The following is an 18810-nucleotide window of genomic DNA, read 5'->3' as shown; positions in this document are numbered from 1 at the left end:
CCAAGGGGCATTCCCGGGATGCCGGCAAGCCGGTTACCGGAAATGCCCGAAAGCAGATCCGTCAGGGTGTCCTGCCCCGCCTTGGGGCGACTTGACGTTCAGGCAGCCTGGCGCAGCCATTTGGCAATGCCCGCCGTGGCCAGTTCGCCGAGCCGGCCCAGCACCAGGGTACCGGATTTCGGACTGTAGCGTTCCGGATCCCGGCTGCCCAGGGCAATGATTCCCAGGGGAGAACCGGCATGCAGGGGCAGGATGGCCAGGGAATGGACCAGTTGCGCTGCCCGCCCGAAGAGCAGTTCCTTCCTGGCATCATCGAGCATCACCGCCACCTTGGGCCGTCCCAGCGGCAGGAGGTCTAGAAAAGGCGCAAGCTGGTCCTGAGCCAGCCATTCCTGACGTGTGGGCTCACTCATCCACGCTGGCTTGAGCAAACGCATGGAGACATACTCCACCCGGAAGTCTTCCGACAGCCGGGTCAGGATGGCGTCGATGCTGGCATCGAGATCATCGGCTTCCAGCAGTCCCTGGGCGAAGTGGTGCATGCGCTCGCTCAGGCGGTCATTCTCCCGGGCCACTTCCAGCAGGGATTGCAACTGGGTTTCCAGTTGCGCGTTGCGCTCCCGCAGGAGCGCGACCTGCCGTTCGATCAGGGATACCGCCCCTTCCCGCCCCACATGGGGCAGGTTCAGATCGAGCAGGACTTCGGGATGTTGCTGAAAGAAATCCCGGTGGATCTGTAGAAATTCCAGTACTTTCGCATCTTCAACTGCTTCCCCTTCCACCCGCAAAGTCAATCGTCCTCCCAATGTCTGTCGGTATATATTTCCGGCCGGCAGTGCAGACTCACCTGGGCCAGATGTTGCGCGAGGATGTTGCCCTCCTCGTCGCTGAGCTTATTCAGGAATTCGAGTTCTCCCTGCGGCACCTGCAGCAATTCGTGAATCCGGGTCAGCATTTCCTGTCGCATGCATTCTCCTTGCGGTATCCGTGCGCCATGTCCCTTCGAAGACGGTGACCGCGGGCCCGGTCATCCAGACCGGCTGGCCCGGCCCTTCCCAGCGGATGAGAAGGTCTCCACCGGGCAGACTGACACGCACCTTGGAGGCCAGCAGGGACCAGAGCCGGCCTACCACCACGGCCGCGCAGGCATTGGTGCCACAGGCCAGGGTTTCACCGGCGCCGCGCTCCCAGACCCGCAGACGAATATGATCCGGGGCGACGCGTTCCATGAATCCGACATTCACCCTTTCCGGGAAGTCGGCATGGCGCTCGATGATCGGCCCCCAGGATTGCACGGGCGCCTGCGCTACTCCTTCGACCAGCAAAACCGCGTGGGGGTTGCCCATCGACACCGCGCCGATTTCAATGAGCTGATCTGCGATTTTCAATGGATAGCGCAGGGCCTGCCCGGCCGCGCGAAACGGAATGCGGGCGGGCTCCAGGATTGGCGCGCCCATGTCCACCCGCACCTGCCCGTCCTGTTGAACATGCAGGGTGATCAGGCCCGACAGCGTCTCCACCGGGATGGCATCCTTGCGGGTCAGGCCCTGGTCCCGCACGAAGCGCGCGAAACAGCGGGCGCCATTGCCGCATTGCTGCACCTCACCGCCATCGGCGTTGAAGATGCGATAGCGGAAATCCGCCCGCGGATCCTGGCTCGCCTCCACCAGCAACACCTGATCGCAACCAACGCCAAAGCGCCGGTCGGCCAGCAGGCGGATGTCATCCGCGCTGAGTCGAACCTGCTGGCGCAGGCCATCGATGACGACGAAATCGTTGCCAAGCCCGTGCATCTTGCTGAAGCGCAATCCTGTCAGGCTCAATGCATGTACTCGCAAAGGGAGTGATGGTATTCCATGTTCCTGCTCTTGTGGCTGGCTTGAAGGAGGATTTGGGCAGATTTCCAGGAAGCGCCAAGGAACCTGTGTGCATGAAAGTATAGTCCGGGCAGGCCTTCGCTGCCAGAAGGGCTAGAAGGCAGGATCAAGGGATCTGCCCGGCAGGCAATCCGGCCGGGCGGTTGGGAGAGCTGATCCAGACACAGCATCAGACCGGTAGAGATTCGCTGCAGAGATCAACCCGGATCAGAGGCTGCGATCAACACCCGGCACGTGGGTCTCGATGTCCCTGGCGTAGCGGCCGATGAGCTGGGTATAGCCGATCACATGCCCGAGTTCATGCCATTCCCAGGCCATGGCATCCTGCCCCGGTCCCGGCGTTTCATTGTCGCCGCGCTTGTAGGCCTCGGCATTGTTGACGCCTTCGCGGGGCTTGCGCAGCTTTTCCCGGACTTCATGCCAGCTCGCCCCTTCGGGCAGGCCCAGCGTCGGCAGGTCAGTGGCATAAAGCGTGAAGATGTAGTGCACCAAGTGGTGGTCGGGTGTGTGGCAGACCGGCCGGTAGGCCATCTCGCCGAAGTCGTTGCGTCCGACCTTGGCCCCCTCGGGCAGCATGCCGCCTTCGTGGATGATGTTGGGCATCACCGGCAGATCGTAAAGCAGCCAGTGCACCTGCTGGTCCTCGGGCGCCTCGCGCTGGCGCATGACGAGCACCAGGCTCTTGGTCTGGGGGGGCACGTGAATCCAGCGGAAGGACGGAATGACACCGCCGCCATCGCAGCTATGCCGGTAAGGAATCGTGTCATTGTAAACAAAGGCCATGCTCTCGAGCACCATGCCTGGCTGCATCCCACACCTCCTCTTTATTGAGCGATTCAGCGCGGCAACATCTCCTCCGGACCGAACAGATCCTCCAGGGTCTCGCGACGGCGGACGACATGAAACTGCTCGCCATCCACCATCACCTCCGGCACCCGCGGACGGGTATTGTAATTGCTGCTCATGACAAAGCCGTAGGCCCCGGCGCTCATCACGGCGAGCAACTCGCCTTCCGCCAGCTCCGGAAGCCTGCGGCCCTTGGCCAGGAAGTCGCCGCTTTCGCAAATGGGTCCAACCACATCGTATTGCCGCTGCTCGCCATCAGACTGCCGCAGGGGCAGAATGTCGTGATAGGCGTCATAAAGCGTTGGCCGCATCAGGTCATTCATGGCGGCGTCCACGACACAGAAGTGCCTGTCCTCGCCCTGCTTGAGATACTCGATGCGCGTCAACAGCAGCCCGGCATTTCCTACCAGCGCGCGCCCCAGTTCAAACACCCGGGCATGCGGCATGTCGCCAAGCGCGGCATGCACCATCCCGGCATAGTCCTCGGGGCTCGGTGGCACTTCATCACGATAGCGGATTCCCACCCCGCCACCGAGGTCCAAATGTTGGACTTCGATCCCCTCTCCCGCCAAGGTCTGATTCAGGAGCAGCAGGCGCTGCGCGGCATCACGAATCGGCGAGAGATCGAGCAGTTGCGAACCGATGTGACAGGCAATGCCACGAATCCCGATATGGGGCAGCCTCGCCGCCCGGCGATAGACATCGGCCGCCACCGCAATCGGGATGCCGAACTTGTTTTCCGAAAGCCCGGTGGAGATGTAGGGATGGGTCTTGGGATCGACATCGGGATTGACGCGCAGGGCAATCGGCGCGATCTTGCCGAGCTGCCCGGCAATGGCATCGATGCGCAGGAGCTCGGCCTCGGATTCCACATTGAAGCAGAAGATGCCAGCCTCCAGCGCGGCGCGGATCTCGGCATCGGACTTGCCCACGCCGGAGAATACCACCTTGCCCGGATCACCGCCGGCACGCAGCACCCGCGCCAGTTCGCCCCCGGAAACGATGTCAAAGCCCGCGCCCTGGACCGCCAATACCTGCAGCACCGCCAGATTGGAGTTGGCCTTGACTGCGAAACAGACCAGGGCATTGGGGCCGAGCGCATCGGCAAAGGCCCGGTAGCGCTCAACGATAGCCGCCCGGGAATAGACATAGACTGGCGTGCCCACGGCCTCGGCGATGGCGGACAAGGGTATGCCCTCGGCGTGCAGCACACCCTGGCGATAGGAAAATGCATTCATATGAGCATCACTTCAGGGAGGATTGGAAAACGGCGTGGCGCCCGGTGATGTTGCCGGTGCTGTCGGGGGCGGCGTATCCGCCGGCGCGCCTGGCGACAGCTCTGGCGCAGGGCCAGATTCGCTGCGGGTCGAGGCGGTCGGGGCAGCAACGGGCCCGATCAGATGGCTGTCGGAGGACTGTTGCCGATCCGCCTCATCAGGCAGATAAAGCGCGCCCTTCTTGCCACAGGCCGCAAGGCTCAGGGGAACCAGTAAAAACAGCGCAAAGCGAGAGATACGCATCAGGCCTCCAGTCCGGCCAGGCGCTGCCGGGCACGGTCTATGGCGGCGCGCACCTGGGCGGGAGCCGTACCGCCGATGTGATTACGGGCATTCACCGAGCCTTCCAAGGTGAGCACGTCCTGCACATCGGCCTCGATCAGCGGTGAAAAGCCCCGCAAGGTCTCCAGCGGCAGGTCTTCAAGGTTGCAACCGGCCTCTATGGCATGGCGCACCGCCTTGCCCACCACCTCGTGAGCGGCGCGAAAGGGCAAGCCCTTGCGCACCAGGTAGTCCGCCAGATCCGTGGCCGTGGCAAAGCCCTTGAGGGCCGCCGCGCGCATGTTCTCGCGGCGCACCGTCATCTCCGGCAACATCTCGGCAAAGACCTTGAGGCTGCCGCGCGCGGTGTCCAGGGCATCGAAGAGCGGCTCCTTGTCTTCCTGATTGTCCTTGTTGTAGGCCAGAGGCTGCCCCTTCATCAGTACCAGCAGGGTCTGCAGGGCCCCGATCACGCGCGCGCTCTTGCCCCGCACCAGCTCGGGCACGTCCGGATTCTTTTTCTGCGGCATGATGCTCGAACCGGTGCAAAAACTGTCGGACAACTCGATGAAGCCAAACTGCGGCGAGGACCAGAGGATGAGTTCCTCGGCGAAACGCGACAGATGCACCATCAACAATGACAGGGCAAACACGGTCTCGATGGCAAAGTCGCGGTCGGACACGGCATCCAGGCTGTTTTCAGCCACGGCCTCGAAACCAAGCTCGCGGGCCACGAACTCACGATCAATCGGGAAGGTGGTGCCGGCCAGCGCCGCGGCCCCGAGCGGCAGCACGTTCACGCGCCGGCGGGTATCGACAAGGCGCTGGGCATCGCGGTGCAGCATCTCGAAGTAGGCCAGCAGGTGATGTCCGAAGGTAACGGGCTGGGCGACCTGCAGGTGGGTGAAACCGGGCAGGATGGTATCGGCCTCGCGCTCGGCGAGACCCAGCAGGGCCTGTTCCAGACGGACGATGCCCGCCAGAATGGCGTCGATGGACTCGCGGGTATAAAGGCGCACATCGGTGGCCACCTGATCGTTACGGGAACGCCCGGTATGCAGTTTCTTGCCGACATCGCCGATCAGCTCGGTCAGGCGCGTCTCCACATGCATGTGGATGTCTTCCAGGGACATCTGAAAGCGCATCTGGCCGGCCTCGATTTCAGCCTGCACCTGCGCCAGGCCCACCGTGATCTGCTCCGCTTCCTGCGGGCTCAGCACCCCGACCTGCCCCAGCATGCGGGCATGCGCCATCGAGCCGCGGATATCCTGGGCATAGAGGCGCTTGTCAAAATCAATGGAAGCGGTGAAAGCTTCGACGAAGGCATCGGTGGGTGCCGTGAAGCGGCCGGTCCAGGGCTTGGACGTTTCGGCTGATCCTGCTGTCGGGGAGGATTTCTGGTCTCCGGTCATTGCTGCATCCTGCACAAGAAATAGTGCAACTATACCGGAAAAGACACAGCCTGTGCAGCAAGGCCGCACAGGCAGTTGGTGAAAGGCTCAGTCGTCGTGGTGATGACGGTAGTGCTTACGCTTGTAGTGGCCACGATGGCGGCCGTTGTCATGCCAGTCATTGCGATAGGTGCGGTAACCCGTCGGTACATATCTATCGCGATAGCGCCCCTGGTCAACCGAGCTGCCCACCGCAGCCCCGGCCGCACCGCCGATCGCACCGCCCAGGATGGCGCCATTGCGGCCATCCACATTAGAGCCGATGGCCGCGCCCGCAGCCCCGCCAATGCCGCCGCCCAGGATGGTGCCCAGTTGCGGATGGTCGGCATAGGCCGTTCCCGTCAGCGCCGTCAGTCCCAGAATACCCACCACTTGCCAGATCTTCATGATGCCTCCGTATTGGTATGCCAACTTATGGCTACAACGTGGATTCCGGCTAGTGGTTGACAGGTGAATCCAGCTTACCCCCGAGTCTTTTCAACCCCGGCGTCGATGGCCTTGTCCAGATAGAAGCCATAATAGTCGGGGTTGCTGAACCCGACCAGGGGATCGCTGGCCGGCTTGCCGTCCGGGGTGAAGACGATCACTGTCGGGGTCAGGCGGGCGCGATAGGTGCGGGCGAAATCGGCCGGCGTGGTCTTTCGACCCTGAAAATCCGTCAGAGGCGCCTGGCTGCCAGTATCGAGCCGCACGATGCGTACTTTCTTTCGATACTCGGCGTTTTTCGCCATCGGCTCCAGATATTCGCGCATGACCCGCTCGCAATAGGGGCAACCTTCGGCCTCGAAAAGTACGACGATCGACTTCTTCTCGCTGGCCGCCTGGCTGGCCAGGGTCTGTAGATTGGCGGGTTCGGGAATGATGCTCTGCGACGAGACAGCCACAGGCATGGCAGCCACGCCAAGACAAAACAGCATGCCAGTCAGGAATTTTTTGAGACAAACCATGATTCCACCTCCTGTGGAATTAGACCCACCGACCGAAGCAAGATTCATTCCCAAACCATAAGTTATTGAATATGTTTCGGATAGTTGCAAGGCTCACAAAAAGATTTCATACCTCTGAGCCACTTGATCCAGTAACTGTCCCAAGTGGGCCAACCAGAAAGAGCAAATTGCATTCTGCCGGGCATGGGCATAAATTATGAGCTTTTTCAAAGAGGAAAAGCCGTTGGCGGATGCTTTGCTTCGAATCGGTACCCGGACCAGCCAGCTTGCCCTCTGGCAGGCAGAGCACGTAAAAACGCTGCTGGAACGCTACAATCCCGACCTGCGCGTGGAACTCGTCAGGATCGTCACCTCGGGTGACAAGATTCTCGATACGCCGCTGGCCAAGATCGGCGGCAAGGGATTGTTCGTGAAGGAAATCGAGGAGGCCATGTTCCGTGGCGAGGTGGACATCGCCGTGCACTCGATGAAGGACGTGCCGGTGCAACTGCCCGCGCCGCTGCACCTGCCGATCATCCTGGAGCGCGAGGACCCACGCGATGCCTTCGTCTCCAACACCCATGCCCGGCTCGAAGACCTGCCCGAGGGCGCGCGGGTGGGCACCTCCAGCCTGCGCCGCCAGGCCCAGATCCGCATGCACTTCCCGCACCTGCGGTTGTTGGACCTGCGCGGCAACGTCAACACTCGCCTGGCCAAGCTCGATGCCGGCCAATACGACGCCATCATCCTTGCCGCCGCCGGCCTGATCCGGCTGGGCTTTCAGTCACGCATCACGCAACTGCTGCCGATCACCTACAGCCTGCCGGCCATCGGTCAGGGGGCGATCGGCATCGAGCTGCGCCGCGACGATCCCGCAACCCTGGCGCGGGTGGAACCGCTGCGCGATCTGAACACCCACATCTGCGTCACTGCAGAGCGCGCCATGAACCAGCGTCTGGAAGGCGGCTGCCAGGTCCCCATCGGCGGGCACGCCGTGCTGACCGAAAACGGTGCCGTGCACCTGCGCGGCCTGGTCGCCAGCCCCGATGGCAAGACCGTCATCCAGCATGAGGATTTTGCCCCCGCAGGCGATGCCGAACTGCTGGGAGTGCGAGTCGCGGACCATCTGCTCGCCCAGGGCGCGGACCAGATCCTGCAGGCACTGTATGAGCGCTGACATGCTCGCCACCCTCAAGGACAAGGGCATCGTCGTCACCCGGCCCAGGGCCCAGGCCGGCGATCTCATCAGCCTGCTGGAAGCGCGTGGCGCCAAGCCCATCCTGTTCCCGGCCATCCGCATCGAGCGCCCGGAGAACTGGCATGACTTTGACAAGGCCGTGCAGCAGGGCGCAAAGGCGCAATGGGCCATCTTCGTGTCGCGCAATGCCGTGAGCGAGGGCATCGCCCGGTTCAAGGCACTGGGCCTGGAATGGCCTGCCGGCATCCGGGTCGCCGCCATCGGCCGCGAGACCGCCAAGGAACTGCAGACGCTCGGGATCAAGGTCGATCTGGTGCCCAAGACCTTCAATGCCGAATCGATGCTGGCCGAAGCCGCCCTGCAGGACGTGAGGGATCAGGACATCGTGATCTTCGCCGGCGACGCCGGGCGCGAGCAACTGCCCACCGAACTGGCCGCGCGCGGCGCGCGCGTGCACATGGCGCTTTGCTATCAGCGCGTGCGACCCACGCTCAATCCCACCCCACTCCTGTACAAATGGGCGCGGGGCGAACTGCACGCCGTGACCGTCACCAGCCCGGAGATCTTCAACAATCTCTATGACATGGTCGGCAATCTCGGCCAGCGCTGGCTGAAAAAGACGCCCATCATCGCCATCAGCCCGCTGACCGCCGCCGCCGTCGAGGCCGCCGGCCTGCCGGCCCCCATCATCGCCCCCGAGGCCTCCAGCGCCGGCCTGATCGCCGCACTCGAGGCCTGGGCCTCTGGAGAGACCGCATGAACCCGATCCTCAACCCCCGTGTCCACAGCCCGCGCCGTCTGCGCCGGGGCGCCAGTCTGCGCGCCCTGGTGCGCGAGCATCAGCTGAGCCCCGCCGACTTCATCCTGCCCTTGTTCGTGGTGGCCGGAGAAGGCCTGCGCACCGAAGTATCTTCCATGCCCGGGGTCTATCAGACTTCGGTGGACGAGACGGTGAAGATTGCCCGCGAGGCCGCCGACCTCGGCATCCCCGGCCTGATGCTGTTTGGCGTGGTGGACAGCTGCCACAAGGATGCCGCCGGCAGCCGCGCCTGGGACCCCGAGGGCGAGGTGCAGCAGGCCCTGCGCGCCATCCGCCGCGAGGTGCCGCAACTGGTGCTCATGGCCGACGCCTGCTTTTGCGAATACACCGAGCACGGCCACTGCGGCGTGCTCGATCAGCATCAGGATCGCGACGAGGCTGCCACGCTCGACAACCTCCAGCGCCTGGCCATCTCCTACGCCGAGGCCGGTGCCGACGTGGTCGCGCCCTCGGGCATGGTCGACGGCATGGTCGCCGCCATCCGCGAGGCCCTGGACGCCAGCGCCCACCCCGGGGTAGCGGTGATGTCCTATGCCATCAAGTACGCCAGCGCCTATTACGGCCCTTTCCGTGACGCCGCCGACAGCGCGCCGCAGTTCGGCGACCGCAAGAGCTATCAGATGGACCCGGCCAATCGCCGCGAGGCCATGCGCGAGCTGGCGCTCGATCTCGCCGAGGGCGCCGATATCGTCATGGTCAAGCCGGCCCTGGCCTACATGGACCTGATCCGCGACGTGCGCGAGCGCACCGATACCCCGGTGGCCGCCTACAACGTCTCCGGTGAATACAGCATGGTCAAGGCCGCCGCCCGGAACGGCTGGATCGACGAACGCGCCGTGGTGCTCGAAACCCTGCTCGGCTTCAAGCGCGCCGGGGCGGACATGATACTGACCTATCATGCGCTGGACGCTGCGCGGTGGTTGCAAGCCTAGGCTGTATACTTGGCTCGGGCTTGCCGGAACGGGACGCCGAAGCAGATACCGACAAGGCCTTAGCGCTCCTGGAGGACATCCGCGCGGACCGGCTCGAAGTCCTGCAAGCCCCGCAATTTTCGCCAACCTTCAGGATTTCAGCTTCTCTAGATCACGGTCGAAACTGAACACCTCCCAGTCCCTCGCCCGAGCAGTGGTCACCACCAGGGCATCCACGATATCCACATTGCGGCTGCCGAATAGCCTGAGTGCCTCCGCGAAGCACGCCAGCGCGTCACCCACCATGCCGCGATAGGACAGAAGCGCTGCAAGCTTGTCGGCGACCTCCCTGCGCGGCACCCCATACACCTTGAGCAGTACGTACACACACTCCACCAGCGCCCCTTCGGGCACATGCGCGGTGGCGTCCCCGCTCTTGACCTGATTCAGGAACCCGGCGGCAGCCTCATAATGGGCCGCATGGTCGGCAAGCAGATAACGGAGAATGACGTTGGCATCAAGTACGCGGGTTCTGCTCACGGACCACCTCGCTCCACGCCTGCTCACGAGCCTCTTCGAAAGGTTGGTAACGCGCCGCGTAGGCCTTCAGACTCCCACCTACATCCGGCACGGCTTCCAGGCGTATATTGCCATCCTCAACCACGATCCGCACCAGGTCCGACTTGAGCATGGCGCGTACAGCACTGGGTAAGGTGATCTGACCCTTGCTGGAGATTTTTGAAGTCTTTACAATTATCATTTCCTTTACCTCTAAGAACTACCCTTACCTTATTACAACATGGACGCGCCAGTGGAGCAACCCGCCTTAAGAATTCGGACAAATCCCACCCAAACTGCATGACTATCCTTGTGCAGGCAAGGAAGTCTGAGTCCGCGCATCGTGCTCCGACAAAGAAAAAGGGCGGCTTGCGCCGCCCTGAATCATGCAAAACACAATTACTGCCTGTGCATGAACACTTACAAACCGATGTACATGCTGTACTTGCGTCCGTAGACATCGCGAGCATCCAGATACATATAACCCGACATTGCGATACCGGTCAGATTGGTTTTGAACTCTTTCGAGGTTGCATTGGCATTGAGGCCGATGTCCCCTGAGCTGTAATTATTCCCGTTGGCATCCGCTATGAACATACCAATATCGTTGGCTTTGAGGTTGTATGGCATGGTCCAGTCCATGGTAAACGTACCATACGAATTGTAATCAAAGTTTTTGATGGCATTGTCCGTCAACATCGGGAATGAAGTTCTGGCATCCAGTGTCGACGCCTTCACCGGTACCTTGGGCAGGTTCAAGGTATAGCTGTCAATCACGTTACTGGTTCCATCATACAGCGTGATGGTATATCCGGTGTTATCGGAAAGGGTATCAATCGCTGCGTCGGTCAGATCGACGACATTGTCTCCCGTGCCATTCAAGCCAAGATGATTGCTGGTCGAGGACTTCGTCAAAGTGACATCTACGCCCGCACCTTGCACGGTGGCATGATCAAGACCCTTCGCAATGGCTGCCGGGCTATCCATGCCAATGAAAAAGTTGATTCCACTACGTACACCATTAGAGCTCAGCGTACCATTGCTGGGCGGGAACCAAGATGAAACCGCCATCGCCTGCACGACTATATCGGAAATCATCTGGTCGCCGATGATGCGCCACGTGCCATCAGCGCCCTTCTCCACCCAGAGGCCGAAATTTGAATCCTGGCCACCGGACTGCATGAGCAGGAAAGATACCCAGGCCCTGGGCGGCGTACCCGTTTCTGTCACATATTTCTGGACAGATACATTGTCAAAGCTGATCGCCTCACCGGTTTCTGCCCGATGCGTGAACAGCATCCCCAGGAAACCATCCAGCTTCTCACCCATGGAAAGAAAGCTATTTGCATTGAACAAGGCGCGCAGGCTGGCATCATTGGCGTCCGTTGCAGCCGCGAATTTTGCCGATGCGTCCTCGATCAGCTTCACGATGGCCTCGTTATCACTCTTGACGGCCGTTACAGCATCGGCTGATGTTGATACTGATTGTTTATCAGAGGTCGTGCTCAGGTCATCCAACATGGTCGCGTTAACACCCTTGACCGTTATCGTCGCAGTGTTACCGCTCACCGACACATCCAGCAGGTCCAGCGCGGCGTCAATACCCGTGTGATTTGCCGCGAAGGCGCCATTCATCAGGTCGGTGTTCGCCGATCCAGTGGCCTGCAGCACGGGAGCCAGCCGCGTCTTCAGAATATTTTCGGCAGCATCCAGATTGGCGTCGGTCAGTTTGCTGAAATCAGCGGCTTCGAAAGCCGTACTGGCTGCACCACCAGCGGCATTGGCCACCACGAGATCCGTCAGCGGAGTGACGTTAACCGTGCCGGCGGCGGTGGCGGCGGAGTAAATGGTGTAGCTGCGGTCGCCGACAGTGCCGGCCGCCTGCAGCATAAAGGGCGCCTTGAGGCCGGACACATCGACATTGAAGCTGCCATCGGCTTTGATGTCTACAATCTTGTCGGGCGTATTGGTATCGCTGTCGCGCACAGTCACGGTGCCGGAGATCGGCGCGCCGGCGGCGGCAGTACCACTCAGGGTAGTGGCTGCAGGTGCCGGATTCGGCGTCGAGGAATCATCGCCCCCACCACAGCCCGCCAGGGCCAGGGCAATCAGGAGTGGCAGGGAGGTTTTCAGTTTCGCGTTGTTGCCTTGCATCACGTTTCTTTCCCATTTTTATACTGTCGGCGGAAGTGCCGATGGGAAGAATAGGACGGTGCGCAACCTTTGTAAATGTGTCAATATTTTGACTTTCCGAGCAAATTGCTCGGGAATTGCAAGTTTTCCTCGCCCAACTCAGGCCATGCCCAGCCATAGGGCCAGGGTGCGATTGACCTCCAGCATGACGGAGTCATCAAGATGCCCGATAGCCCCAGCGCCTTGGGGCGAGGAATGGTCACAATCTTGTCTATCTGGATCTGGGAGCGTTGCTACAGGCCGTTTGCAGAACTGGGCTCGACGGGCAGGCGCATGAGTGGCGCGTCCTGCAGGGCCGTAGTGAGCAGCGAGGTGTCAATATTATTCCACCCCGCCCACCAGCTTGGGTTGGCCCGCGAAGGTGAAGGCGTCGGAGAAGATGTGCTCGCCGGGCAGCCCCTTGGCCTGCATGCGCCGGGCGCCTTCGGCGACCATTTCGGGGTGGCCGCAGAGATAGGCTTCAAAGGCGCTCAGGTCCTCGAAATCCTGCACGATGGCGTCGGTGATGTAGCCCGTGCGCCCGGTCCAGGATTCCGTGGGGCGGGAAACCACCGGAATGAAGGTGAAGTTGGGATGCGCCGCCTTCCAGGATTCGATCATATCCAGACGATAGAAATCCTGCTCGTAGCGCACGCCCCAGTAGAGATGCACGGGCCGGTTCAGGCCTTCGGCAAAGCCATATTCGAGCATGCCCTTGATCGGCGCAAAGCCGGTGCCGGTGGCCATCATGACCATCGGCCGCTCGGACTCCAGGCGCAGATAAAAGCTGCCCAGCGGGCCTTCGAAACGCCAGATGTCCTTCTCTTTCAGGGTGGTAAAGACGTGTTCGGTGAATTCACCGCCCTTTACCCGCTTTATGTGCAATTCCAGCAATTCGTCATCCAAGGGCGAATTGGCCAGCGAAAAGCCGCGGCGCTTGCCATCCTTGAGGAGGATGTCGATGTACTGGCCTGCCAGGAACTGCAGGCGCTCGGTGGCGGGCGGCTTCAAGAACACGGCGCGCACGTCGGGCGCGAGATCCTCGATCTTTGCCACCCGGCTGGGCAGGATCTTCACGGGAATGTCCTTGGCAGCCCCGATCTCGCGCACTTCCACCACCAGATTGCTCTTGGGGGTGGCGCGGCAGAACAGGGCCATGCCGACGTCCTTTTCCTCTTCGGTCAGGGCATAGGCCTGATAGGTGCCATAATCGACCTCGCCGGCAACGATCTTGCCCTTGCAGGAGGCGCAGGAGCCGTTGCGGCAACTGTAGGGGAAGTTCATCCCCTGCCGAAGCGCGGCCTCGATGAGGGTCTCTCCGGCTTCCACCTGCATTTCATGGCCACTGGGCTCGATACGTACCGTGTAAGTCATAAGCAATCCTTGGTCAGGCTGGCGCGGATGGGGCATTCCCCAGGCCAGGTGATATAGTTCTCATTATCTTACAAGGATTGGCTGGACAGAGAAACATGAATACGCCCTTTTTGATCATCGGTTGCGGCTATGTCGGCCGGCATCTGGCCGCGAGGCTGCCGCGTGGACAGGTCATGGCGCTGGCGCGCGGCGAGCAGCAGGCGAAAGAACTGGCATCGATGCACATTGCCCCGGTCCGGGGCGATCTCGATGATTTCGACAGCCTGAGGCGACTGCCGCCTGCCAGGGTGGTGTTCCACCTGGCCCCGCCCAACCCGGATGATGAACAGGACCGACGCACCCGGCGCCTGCTGGCGCATCTGGCAGTGGCCGCTAAGCGCCCGCACCGGATCGTCTACGTCAGCACCACCGGCGTCTATGGCAACCGCGCGGGTGACTGGCTGGATGAAACCAGCGCGATCCAGCCACAGACAGCGCGCGCGCGGCGACGGGCGGACGCCGAAGCGCAATTGCGCGCCTTCGGGCAACGCTATGGCGCCCAGGTCAGCGTCCTGCGCGTGCCCGGCATCTATGGCCCTGGCCGCCTGCCTCTGGAGAAACTGCGCCAGGGTCAGGCCGTGGTGGATTACGACCCGCCACATTACAGCAACCGTATCCACGTGGATGACCTGGTCAGCGCCTTGCTGGCGGCTGCCTGGCGGGGACGAGCCAATCGCGTGTATCAGGCCTGTGATGGCGCTCCCAGCACCCAGGCCGGGTTTCTGGATGCGCTGGCCGAAATCTCGGGCCTGCCCAAACCACCGCACATCAGACCAGAACAAGCCCCGGAACAGTTATCCGCCTTGACGCGTTCCTTTCTGGAAGAGTCCCGACGCCTTGGCAATCGGCGCCTGCGCGAAGAATTGGGCCTGCGACTGCGTCATGCGGATTTCCGGGATGGCATCCGCGCCAGCCTGACTCAGGACTGATCGACGGCCTTGGCCTGCGGACGAAACTGCGCATCCCAGCGATTGACGATGTTGCAGAACAGCTCGGCGGTGCGCTCGGCATCATAGATGGCCGAATGCGCCTGCTCGTTGTCCCAGGCAATGCCGGCCGCCCGGGCGGCCTTGGCCAGCACGGTTTCGCCGTAGGCAAGTCCCGCAAGGCTCACGGTATCGAAGGTGCTGAAGGGGTGAAAAGGGTTGCGCTTGATACCGCTGCGCTCGACGGCGGCATTGAGAAAACCAAGATCGAAGGCGGCATTGTGGCCCACCAGGATGGCGCGCTTGCAACTGGCGGCCTTGACCGCCGCGCGGATGGGCCGGAACAGCTCGTGCAGGGCCTCACGCTCGGGCAGGGCACCCCGGAAAGGGTGATGCGGGTCTATACCGGTGAAAGCCAGGGCGGCCGGGTCCAGCACCGCGCCTTCGAAGGGTTCGACATGATAGGCATGCATGGATTGCGGGTAGATCCGCCCGGCCTCATCCAGGCCTATCACCACGGCGGCCACTTCCAGCAGGGCATGGCGACTGGCATCGAAGCCGCCGGTTTCGACATCCACCACCACCGGCAGAAAGCCGCGAAAACGCTGGCAGAGTGGCAGGCAGGCCGGCGCTTCTTCAAAGGGATTATCAGGGTTCATGGACACAAGGATAAGGGCTTGGAGCGGGCAAAGCGAGCCTTAGGCCGGGTTTTCCTCGCCGCCAAAGCGCAGGGCCAGCGGGCCGGCCAGCAGCACGGCGCTGAAGGTGGCCAGCGCGGTCACGGCGGTCAGCATGAACATCACCAGCAACTGCATGCCCACTGCCTTGAGCGGCGGACTGCCGGCCAGGATCATGCCGGCGGTGATGCCGGGTATGTGAATCAGGCCCACGCTCTTGAGGCTGTCGATGGTCGGGATGAGCGCGCTGCGGGTGACCTGCGGATAGATCTCGGCCAGCATCTGGCGGGCATTGGCGCCCAGGGCGGCCATGGCCAGCAGGATGGCCTCCTGATTGCGGATCTCCGCGCGCAGGCGGTCCAGTGCCAGGGATACCGCATTCATGGCATTGCCGATGAGCATGCCGCCCAAGGGGATCAGTACCCGGCCCTCAAAGGCGATCAGACCGCTGCCGAGCATCCAGGCCAGCAGCAAGGTAGTACTCAGGCCGATGCTGGCGACCCCGATCCAGTAGGCATGGCGGATGCCCTTGCCGCGTTTGGCATTGAAGCCACCGGCCATCAGCACCATCAGAATCAGGAACAGGAGCAGCACCAAGGGTTGGTGCAGGGCAAACAGCCAGGTCAGCACAAAGCCCATGCCGCCCAGTTGCAGGGTGGCGCGCAGGGCCGACCAGGCCAGCTCCCGGCCCACGCCCAGACGCTGCCAGGCGGAGAAGATCCAGGTGATGCTCAGCAGGCCGAACAGGCCCAGCAGAATCTGAATATCGAAATGCGTGAAGAGATCCGCGGCCACTACCCCACCCTGCCCTGGCCGGGGCAGCAGGCCGCACCGGCACGTTCATGTTTTTCTGTGATCGGGAACCGCTTGCCAGTTCCCGGCGATCCAGCCTTCCAGGGGCTGGTACTGGGTCTTGTAAGCCATCTTGTCGCATTCTGCAATCCAGTAGCCCAGATAGACGTAGGGCAGCCCGAGTTCACGCGCCCGCTGCACCTGCCAGAGCACGGCGTGCACGCCCAGACCTCTGTGCTGCTCTTCCGGATCATAGAAGGTGTAGACCGCGGACATGCCCTGGGGCAGGACATCGACCACGCTGACCGCCAATAGACGTTCGCTCGTCCTGAAGCTGACCAGCCAGGTCTCCACCGGGGAATCCAGCACGAAGCGCTCATAGTCTTCTAAGGAATCGGTATCCATGCCGCCACCGGCATGGCGGCCGTGCTGATATTTCTGGTAGAGCTGCCAGTGCGCGATATGAAAGTGCGGCGTTTCGACTTGCACCTGCAGGTCCTGATTGCGCTGCCAGATGCGGCGCTGGCCCCGGCGCGGCCTGAAATCGAGCACCGGAATCCGCACCGAGACGCAGGCGTCGCAGCCGCGACAGTGCGGACGATAGAAGTTTCCACCGCTGCGCCGAAAACCCTGGTCCATCAGTACGGCATATTCCATGGTGCTGATGGGATGAGCGGGATCGGTCACGATCGCGGTATTTTCCCGCCCGGCCAGATAGCTGCAGGGCTGGGGAAAGGTCTCGTAGAGGCGAAGATACTCAGAAGACATCCTGGCCCTCTATTTCCATCTGCCATGCGCCCGAGCGCCCGGGCAACTGCAGGGCCGCAGTCAGCAGATCCAGAAAGAACGTGCGCGACAGTTCGCGAGCCCCCATGCTGGCAAGATGTGCCGTCAGGAACTGGGTGTCGATCAGGACGAAGCCCCAGGCGCTCAACTGGCGCGCCAGCATCACCAAAGCAAATTTCGAGCCATTGGGAATGCGGCTGAACATGGATTCGCCAAAGAACACGCCGCCCAGCGCCACGCCATAGAGCCCACCGACGAGCGCTTCCGCCTGCCAGACCTCAATGCTGTGCGCATGTCCCAGCACATGCAGACGGGCATAGGCGCGCTGCATCTCGGGCGTGATCCAGGTGCCCTGGGCATCGGCGCGCGGCGCCGCACAGGCGGCCACCACGGCATCAAAGGCGGTATCGAAACGGAAGGCAAGATCCGGATTGCGGCGAAAATGCCGGCGCAGGCTGCGGGAAAGGTGGACCTCCTCCGGGAGCAACACGCCGCGCGGGTCCGGGGACCACCAGAGTACTGGATCGCCGGGATTGAACCAGGGAAAGATGCCCTGACGGTAGGCCTGCAACAGGCGATCGGGCCGCAGATCACCGCCGATGGCAACCAGGCCATCCACGGCCGTGCGCGGATCGGGAAAGGTCCTGTCTTTCAGGAATTGGGAAGCAGACATAGCGACCTGTCATGACGGAGCCAGTGGCGCAATTCAGCTTTACTGTCCCAGTTTTTCGACCAAAAAACCAGCCACCCCGGTCTGAGGCAGGATGGTCCAAAAACAGCGAGCGGCATAGCCGCTCGTGTTGGACCACATTGCCCAGGGCCTAGCCCCAGGGATTATCCTTGGAAGACCAGACATCATTACCCTGGCCCTTGTTCTGGGTCACCCGGAAATTACCACCCTGGCCGGATTCACGTGCCCACTCCTGCAAGGCACTGACCCGGGCCTCGAGGCTGGGATGAGTGGCAAACAGTCCCTGCCAGTCACCGCCAATCTTGAAGGTCGCCAAGGCATCGCGGTTCACGGTCTCATGCTGCAGCATGTCCGCGGCGCGGTGATGGATGCGTTCCAGTGCCGCAATCATGGCCGGTGCCCCGTACTGCTGCGCGGCGAAACGGTCGGCGCGGAATTCCCGCCGGCGCGAGAACCAGGTGATCGGGATCAGGGCCAGGAAGGACAAGGCGATCTGCAGCACCATCGAGATCATGAACGACATGAAGGTCGGATTGCCGTTTTCGTCGTAGAACCAGCGCGAGACCAGCATGCTGATCCAGTAGACGAAAGTGTTCATCAGGCCCTGCAGCAGCGTCATGGCCAGCATGTCGCCATTCTGGATGTGACCCATTTCATGGGCCAGCACCGCCCGCACCTCGTCGTCATTGAGGCTCATCACCAGCCCGGAACTGACCGCCACCATGCTGTTGTTGCGGGTGGGGCCGGTGGCAAAGGCATTGGGCTCGTCGCTCCAGTACACCCAGACCTCCGGCATCTTGATGCCGATGCTTCGGGCCTGCTCGGCCACGGTGTTGTAGACCAGTTGCTCCTTCGGGGTTTGCGGCACATCGATGCGCTGCATCTGCATGCCCATGCGCGCCAGCTGCTTGGAAAACAGCAGACTGATGAAAGCGCCACCAAAGCCCAGCACCAGGGCCCAGAGCAACTGGTTGGCGTTCACCGACCCCCGGATGTCGATGCCAAACAGCGGCAGGACGAAATTGGTCAGGATCTGGAAGGTAATGAACAGTGACGCAAATATCAGCAGGTTGGTAATGATCAGTAAGGCAATGCCCTTGAAAGCTCTCATAATGTCTCCCGCCATACGCAAGCCAAGTCACGAGTGAACCCATTCAGCGCATGTTGCGCCTCTCCCACGCTCTCTGCAAGCGCTCAGACAAGTATCCAGACGAAAGATCCTGCCAGG

General features: G+C 61.9%; 22 protein-coding genes. 4 read left to right on the top strand and 18 right to left on the bottom strand.

Annotated features, from left to right (window positions below; all coding sequences use genetic code 11):
* Positions 1–98: 98 nt before the first annotated feature.
* From WOB96_RS08260 to WOB96_RS08220, 9 genes are all read right to left on the bottom strand, one after another.
* Positions 99–794 carry a DUF484 family protein gene (locus tag WOB96_RS08260; protein ID WP_341370818.1) on the bottom strand — a complete coding sequence of 232 codons (696 nt, stop codon included), beginning with the start codon at positions 792–794 and terminating at the stop codon, positions 99–101.
* Positions 791–967, bottom strand: coding sequence for a hypothetical protein (locus WOB96_RS08255; protein WP_341370817.1), 177 nt, complete (start codon positions 965–967; stop codon positions 791–793). The genes WOB96_RS08260 and WOB96_RS08255 overlap by 4 nt, the downstream gene beginning before the upstream one ends.
* Positions 894–1823, bottom strand: a complete 930-nt coding sequence (dapF, locus tag WOB96_RS08250) for a diaminopimelate epimerase (RefSeq protein WP_423229729.1) — start codon at positions 1821–1823, stop codon at positions 894–896. Before dapF ends, WOB96_RS08255 begins: the two co-directional genes overlap by 74 nt.
* A 261-nt stretch (positions 1824–2084) precedes the next feature.
* Complete coding sequence (locus WOB96_RS08245) at positions 2085–2687, bottom strand: YbhB/YbcL family Raf kinase inhibitor-like protein (RefSeq protein ID WP_341370816.1); 603 nt, start codon at positions 2685–2687, stop codon at positions 2085–2087.
* A gap of 26 nt (positions 2688–2713) precedes the next feature.
* Positions 2714–3961, bottom strand: a complete 1248-nt coding sequence (gene lysA / locus WOB96_RS08240; RefSeq protein ID WP_341370815.1) for a diaminopimelate decarboxylase — start codon at positions 3959–3961, stop codon at positions 2714–2716.
* A 12-nt stretch (positions 3962–3973) separates the two neighbouring features.
* On the bottom strand, positions 3974–4243 hold the full coding sequence (gene lptM, locus WOB96_RS08235) for an LPS translocon maturation chaperone LptM (RefSeq protein ID WP_341370814.1): 270 nt from the start codon (positions 4241–4243) through the stop codon (positions 3974–3976).
* On the bottom strand, positions 4243–5673 hold the full coding sequence (gene argH / locus WOB96_RS08230; protein ID WP_341370813.1) for an argininosuccinate lyase: 1431 nt from the start codon (positions 5671–5673) through the stop codon (positions 4243–4245). The genes lptM and argH overlap by 1 nt, the downstream gene beginning before the upstream one ends.
* Positions 5674–5760: 87 nt before the next feature.
* The gene (locus tag WOB96_RS08225; protein WP_341370812.1) at positions 5761–6099 is read right to left on the bottom strand and encodes a glycine zipper domain-containing protein; all 339 of its coding nucleotides are present in this window, start codon (positions 6097–6099) and stop codon (positions 5761–5763) included.
* A 74-nt stretch (positions 6100–6173) separates the two neighbouring features.
* Positions 6174–6659 (bottom strand): SoxW family protein, encoded by a 486-nt coding sequence (locus tag WOB96_RS08220; RefSeq protein WP_341370811.1) that lies wholly within the window; start codon positions 6657–6659, stop codon positions 6174–6176.
* A gap of 196 nt (positions 6660–6855) precedes the next feature.
* Here WOB96_RS08220 and hemC point away from each other — a divergent pair, with 196 nt between their 5' ends.
* The 3 genes from hemC to hemB are packed head-to-tail and all read left to right on the top strand — an operon-like array spanning position 6856 to position 9588.
* On the top strand, positions 6856–7815 hold the full coding sequence (gene hemC / locus WOB96_RS08215; protein WP_341370810.1) for a hydroxymethylbilane synthase: 960 nt from the start codon (positions 6856–6858) through the stop codon (positions 7813–7815).
* Complete coding sequence (locus WOB96_RS08210) at positions 7805–8596, top strand: uroporphyrinogen-III synthase (protein ID WP_341370809.1); 792 nt, start codon at positions 7805–7807, stop codon at positions 8594–8596. The genes hemC and WOB96_RS08210 overlap by 11 nt, the downstream gene beginning before the upstream one ends.
* Entirely contained in the window at positions 8593–9588 is a 996-nt protein-coding gene (gene hemB, locus WOB96_RS08205; RefSeq protein WP_341370808.1) for a porphobilinogen synthase, read from the top strand. The genes WOB96_RS08210 and hemB overlap by 4 nt, the downstream gene beginning before the upstream one ends.
* 129 nt (positions 9589–9717) lie before the next feature.
* Here the strand turns inward: hemB and WOB96_RS08200 are convergent, their stop codons facing one another.
* The 4 genes from WOB96_RS08200 to WOB96_RS08185 form a co-directional block, all read right to left on the bottom strand.
* A complete protein-coding gene (locus WOB96_RS08200) occupies positions 9718–10107 on the bottom strand; it encodes a PIN domain-containing protein (protein WP_341370807.1) in 390 nt (129 codons plus the stop codon).
* Positions 10085–10327 carry an AbrB/MazE/SpoVT family DNA-binding domain-containing protein gene (locus WOB96_RS08195; protein ID WP_341370806.1) on the bottom strand — a complete coding sequence of 81 codons (243 nt, stop codon included), beginning with the start codon at positions 10325–10327 and terminating at the stop codon, positions 10085–10087. Before WOB96_RS08195 ends, WOB96_RS08200 begins: the two co-directional genes overlap by 23 nt.
* A 218-nt stretch (positions 10328–10545) precedes the next feature.
* On the bottom strand, positions 10546–12282 hold the full coding sequence (locus WOB96_RS08190; RefSeq protein ID WP_341370805.1) for a hypothetical protein: 1737 nt from the start codon (positions 12280–12282) through the stop codon (positions 10546–10548).
* A gap of 357 nt (positions 12283–12639) precedes the next feature.
* A complete protein-coding gene (locus WOB96_RS08185; protein ID WP_341370804.1) occupies positions 12640–13671 on the bottom strand; it encodes a CDP-6-deoxy-delta-3,4-glucoseen reductase in 1032 nt (343 codons plus the stop codon).
* Positions 13672–13766: 95 nt separating this feature from the next.
* On the opposite strand from WOB96_RS08185, the gene WOB96_RS08180 reads away from it, so the two are divergent.
* Positions 13767–14639 carry an NAD-dependent epimerase/dehydratase family protein gene (locus WOB96_RS08180; RefSeq protein WP_341370803.1) on the top strand — a complete coding sequence of 291 codons (873 nt, stop codon included), beginning with the start codon at positions 13767–13769 and terminating at the stop codon, positions 14637–14639.
* Here WOB96_RS08180 and rnt read toward each other — a convergent pair.
* The 5 genes from rnt to htpX form a co-directional block, all read right to left on the bottom strand.
* Entirely contained in the window at positions 14630–15295 is a 666-nt protein-coding gene (gene rnt / locus WOB96_RS08175) for a ribonuclease T (RefSeq protein WP_341370802.1), read from the bottom strand. The two genes, WOB96_RS08180 and rnt, sit on opposite strands and share 10 nt — an antisense overlap.
* Positions 15296–15334: 39 nt before the next feature.
* The gene (locus WOB96_RS08170; protein ID WP_341370801.1) at positions 15335–16108 is read right to left on the bottom strand and encodes an ABC transporter permease; all 774 of its coding nucleotides are present in this window, start codon (positions 16106–16108) and stop codon (positions 15335–15337) included.
* Between the two features lie 45 nt (positions 16109–16153).
* On the bottom strand, positions 16154–16873 hold the full coding sequence (locus WOB96_RS08165; RefSeq protein ID WP_341370800.1) for an arginyltransferase: 720 nt from the start codon (positions 16871–16873) through the stop codon (positions 16154–16156).
* On the bottom strand, positions 16863–17564 hold the full coding sequence (gene aat / locus WOB96_RS08160; RefSeq protein ID WP_341370799.1) for a leucyl/phenylalanyl-tRNA--protein transferase: 702 nt from the start codon (positions 17562–17564) through the stop codon (positions 16863–16865). Before aat ends, WOB96_RS08165 begins: the two co-directional genes overlap by 11 nt.
* 148 nt (positions 17565–17712) lie before the next feature.
* Complete coding sequence (gene htpX / locus WOB96_RS08155; RefSeq protein ID WP_341370798.1) at positions 17713–18693, bottom strand: protease HtpX; 981 nt, start codon at positions 18691–18693, stop codon at positions 17713–17715.
* Positions 18694–18810: the final 117 nt, after the last annotated feature.

The organism is Thermithiobacillus plumbiphilus (assembly GCF_038070005.1).
In the GTDB taxonomy this organism is placed as follows: domain Bacteria; phylum Pseudomonadota; class Gammaproteobacteria; order Acidithiobacillales; family Thermithiobacillaceae; genus JBBPCO01.
Note: the sequence above shows the minus strand (reverse complement) of the source record. Positions and strands in the feature narration are given on the sequence as shown.

Excerpts from the sequence above, each read along its gene's own strand:
- hemC (WP_341370810.1), top strand. The coding sequence starts at position 6,856 with ATGAGCTTTTTCAAAGAGGAAAAGCCGTTGGCGGATGCTTTGCTTCGA.
- WOB96_RS08180 (WP_341370803.1), top strand. The coding sequence starts at position 13,767 with ATGAATACGCCCTTTTTGATCATCGGTTGCGGCTATGTCGGCCGGCAT.
- WOB96_RS08225 (WP_341370812.1), bottom strand. The coding sequence starts at position 6,099 with ATGAAGATCTGGCAAGTGGTGGGTATTCTGGGACTGACGGCGCTGACG.
- hemB (WP_341370808.1), top strand. The coding sequence starts at position 8,593 with ATGAACCCGATCCTCAACCCCCGTGTCCACAGCCCGCGCCGTCTGCGC.
- WOB96_RS08195 (WP_341370806.1), bottom strand. The coding sequence starts at position 10,327 with ATGATAATTGTAAAGACTTCAAAAATCTCCAGCAAGGGTCAGATCACC.
- WOB96_RS08220 (WP_341370811.1), bottom strand. The coding sequence starts at position 6,659 with ATGGTTTGTCTCAAAAAATTCCTGACTGGCATGCTGTTTTGTCTTGGC.
- WOB96_RS08255 (WP_341370817.1), bottom strand. The coding sequence starts at position 967 with ATGCGACAGGAAATGCTGACCCGGATTCACGAATTGCTGCAGGTGCCG.
- lptM (WP_341370814.1), bottom strand. The coding sequence starts at position 4,243 with ATGCGTATCTCTCGCTTTGCGCTGTTTTTACTGGTTCCCCTGAGCCTT.
- htpX (WP_341370798.1), bottom strand. The coding sequence starts at position 18,693 with ATGAGAGCTTTCAAGGGCATTGCCTTACTGATCATTACCAACCTGCTG.
- aat (WP_341370799.1), bottom strand. The coding sequence starts at position 17,564 with ATGTCTGCTTCCCAATTCCTGAAAGACAGGACCTTTCCCGATCCGCGC.
- argH (WP_341370813.1), bottom strand. The coding sequence starts at position 5,673 with ATGACCGGAGACCAGAAATCCTCCCCGACAGCAGGATCAGCCGAAACG.
- rnt (WP_341370802.1), bottom strand. The coding sequence starts at position 15,295 with ATGAACCCTGATAATCCCTTTGAAGAAGCGCCGGCCTGCCTGCCACTC.
- WOB96_RS08185 (WP_341370804.1), bottom strand. The coding sequence starts at position 13,671 with ATGACTTACACGGTACGTATCGAGCCCAGTGGCCATGAAATGCAGGTG.
- lysA (WP_341370815.1), bottom strand. The coding sequence starts at position 3,961 with ATGAATGCATTTTCCTATCGCCAGGGTGTGCTGCACGCCGAGGGCATA.
- WOB96_RS08245 (WP_341370816.1), bottom strand. The coding sequence starts at position 2,687 with ATGCAGCCAGGCATGGTGCTCGAGAGCATGGCCTTTGTTTACAATGAC.
- WOB96_RS08210 (WP_341370809.1), top strand. The coding sequence starts at position 7,805 with ATGAGCGCTGACATGCTCGCCACCCTCAAGGACAAGGGCATCGTCGTC.
- WOB96_RS08165 (WP_341370800.1), bottom strand. The coding sequence starts at position 16,873 with ATGTCTTCTGAGTATCTTCGCCTCTACGAGACCTTTCCCCAGCCCTGC.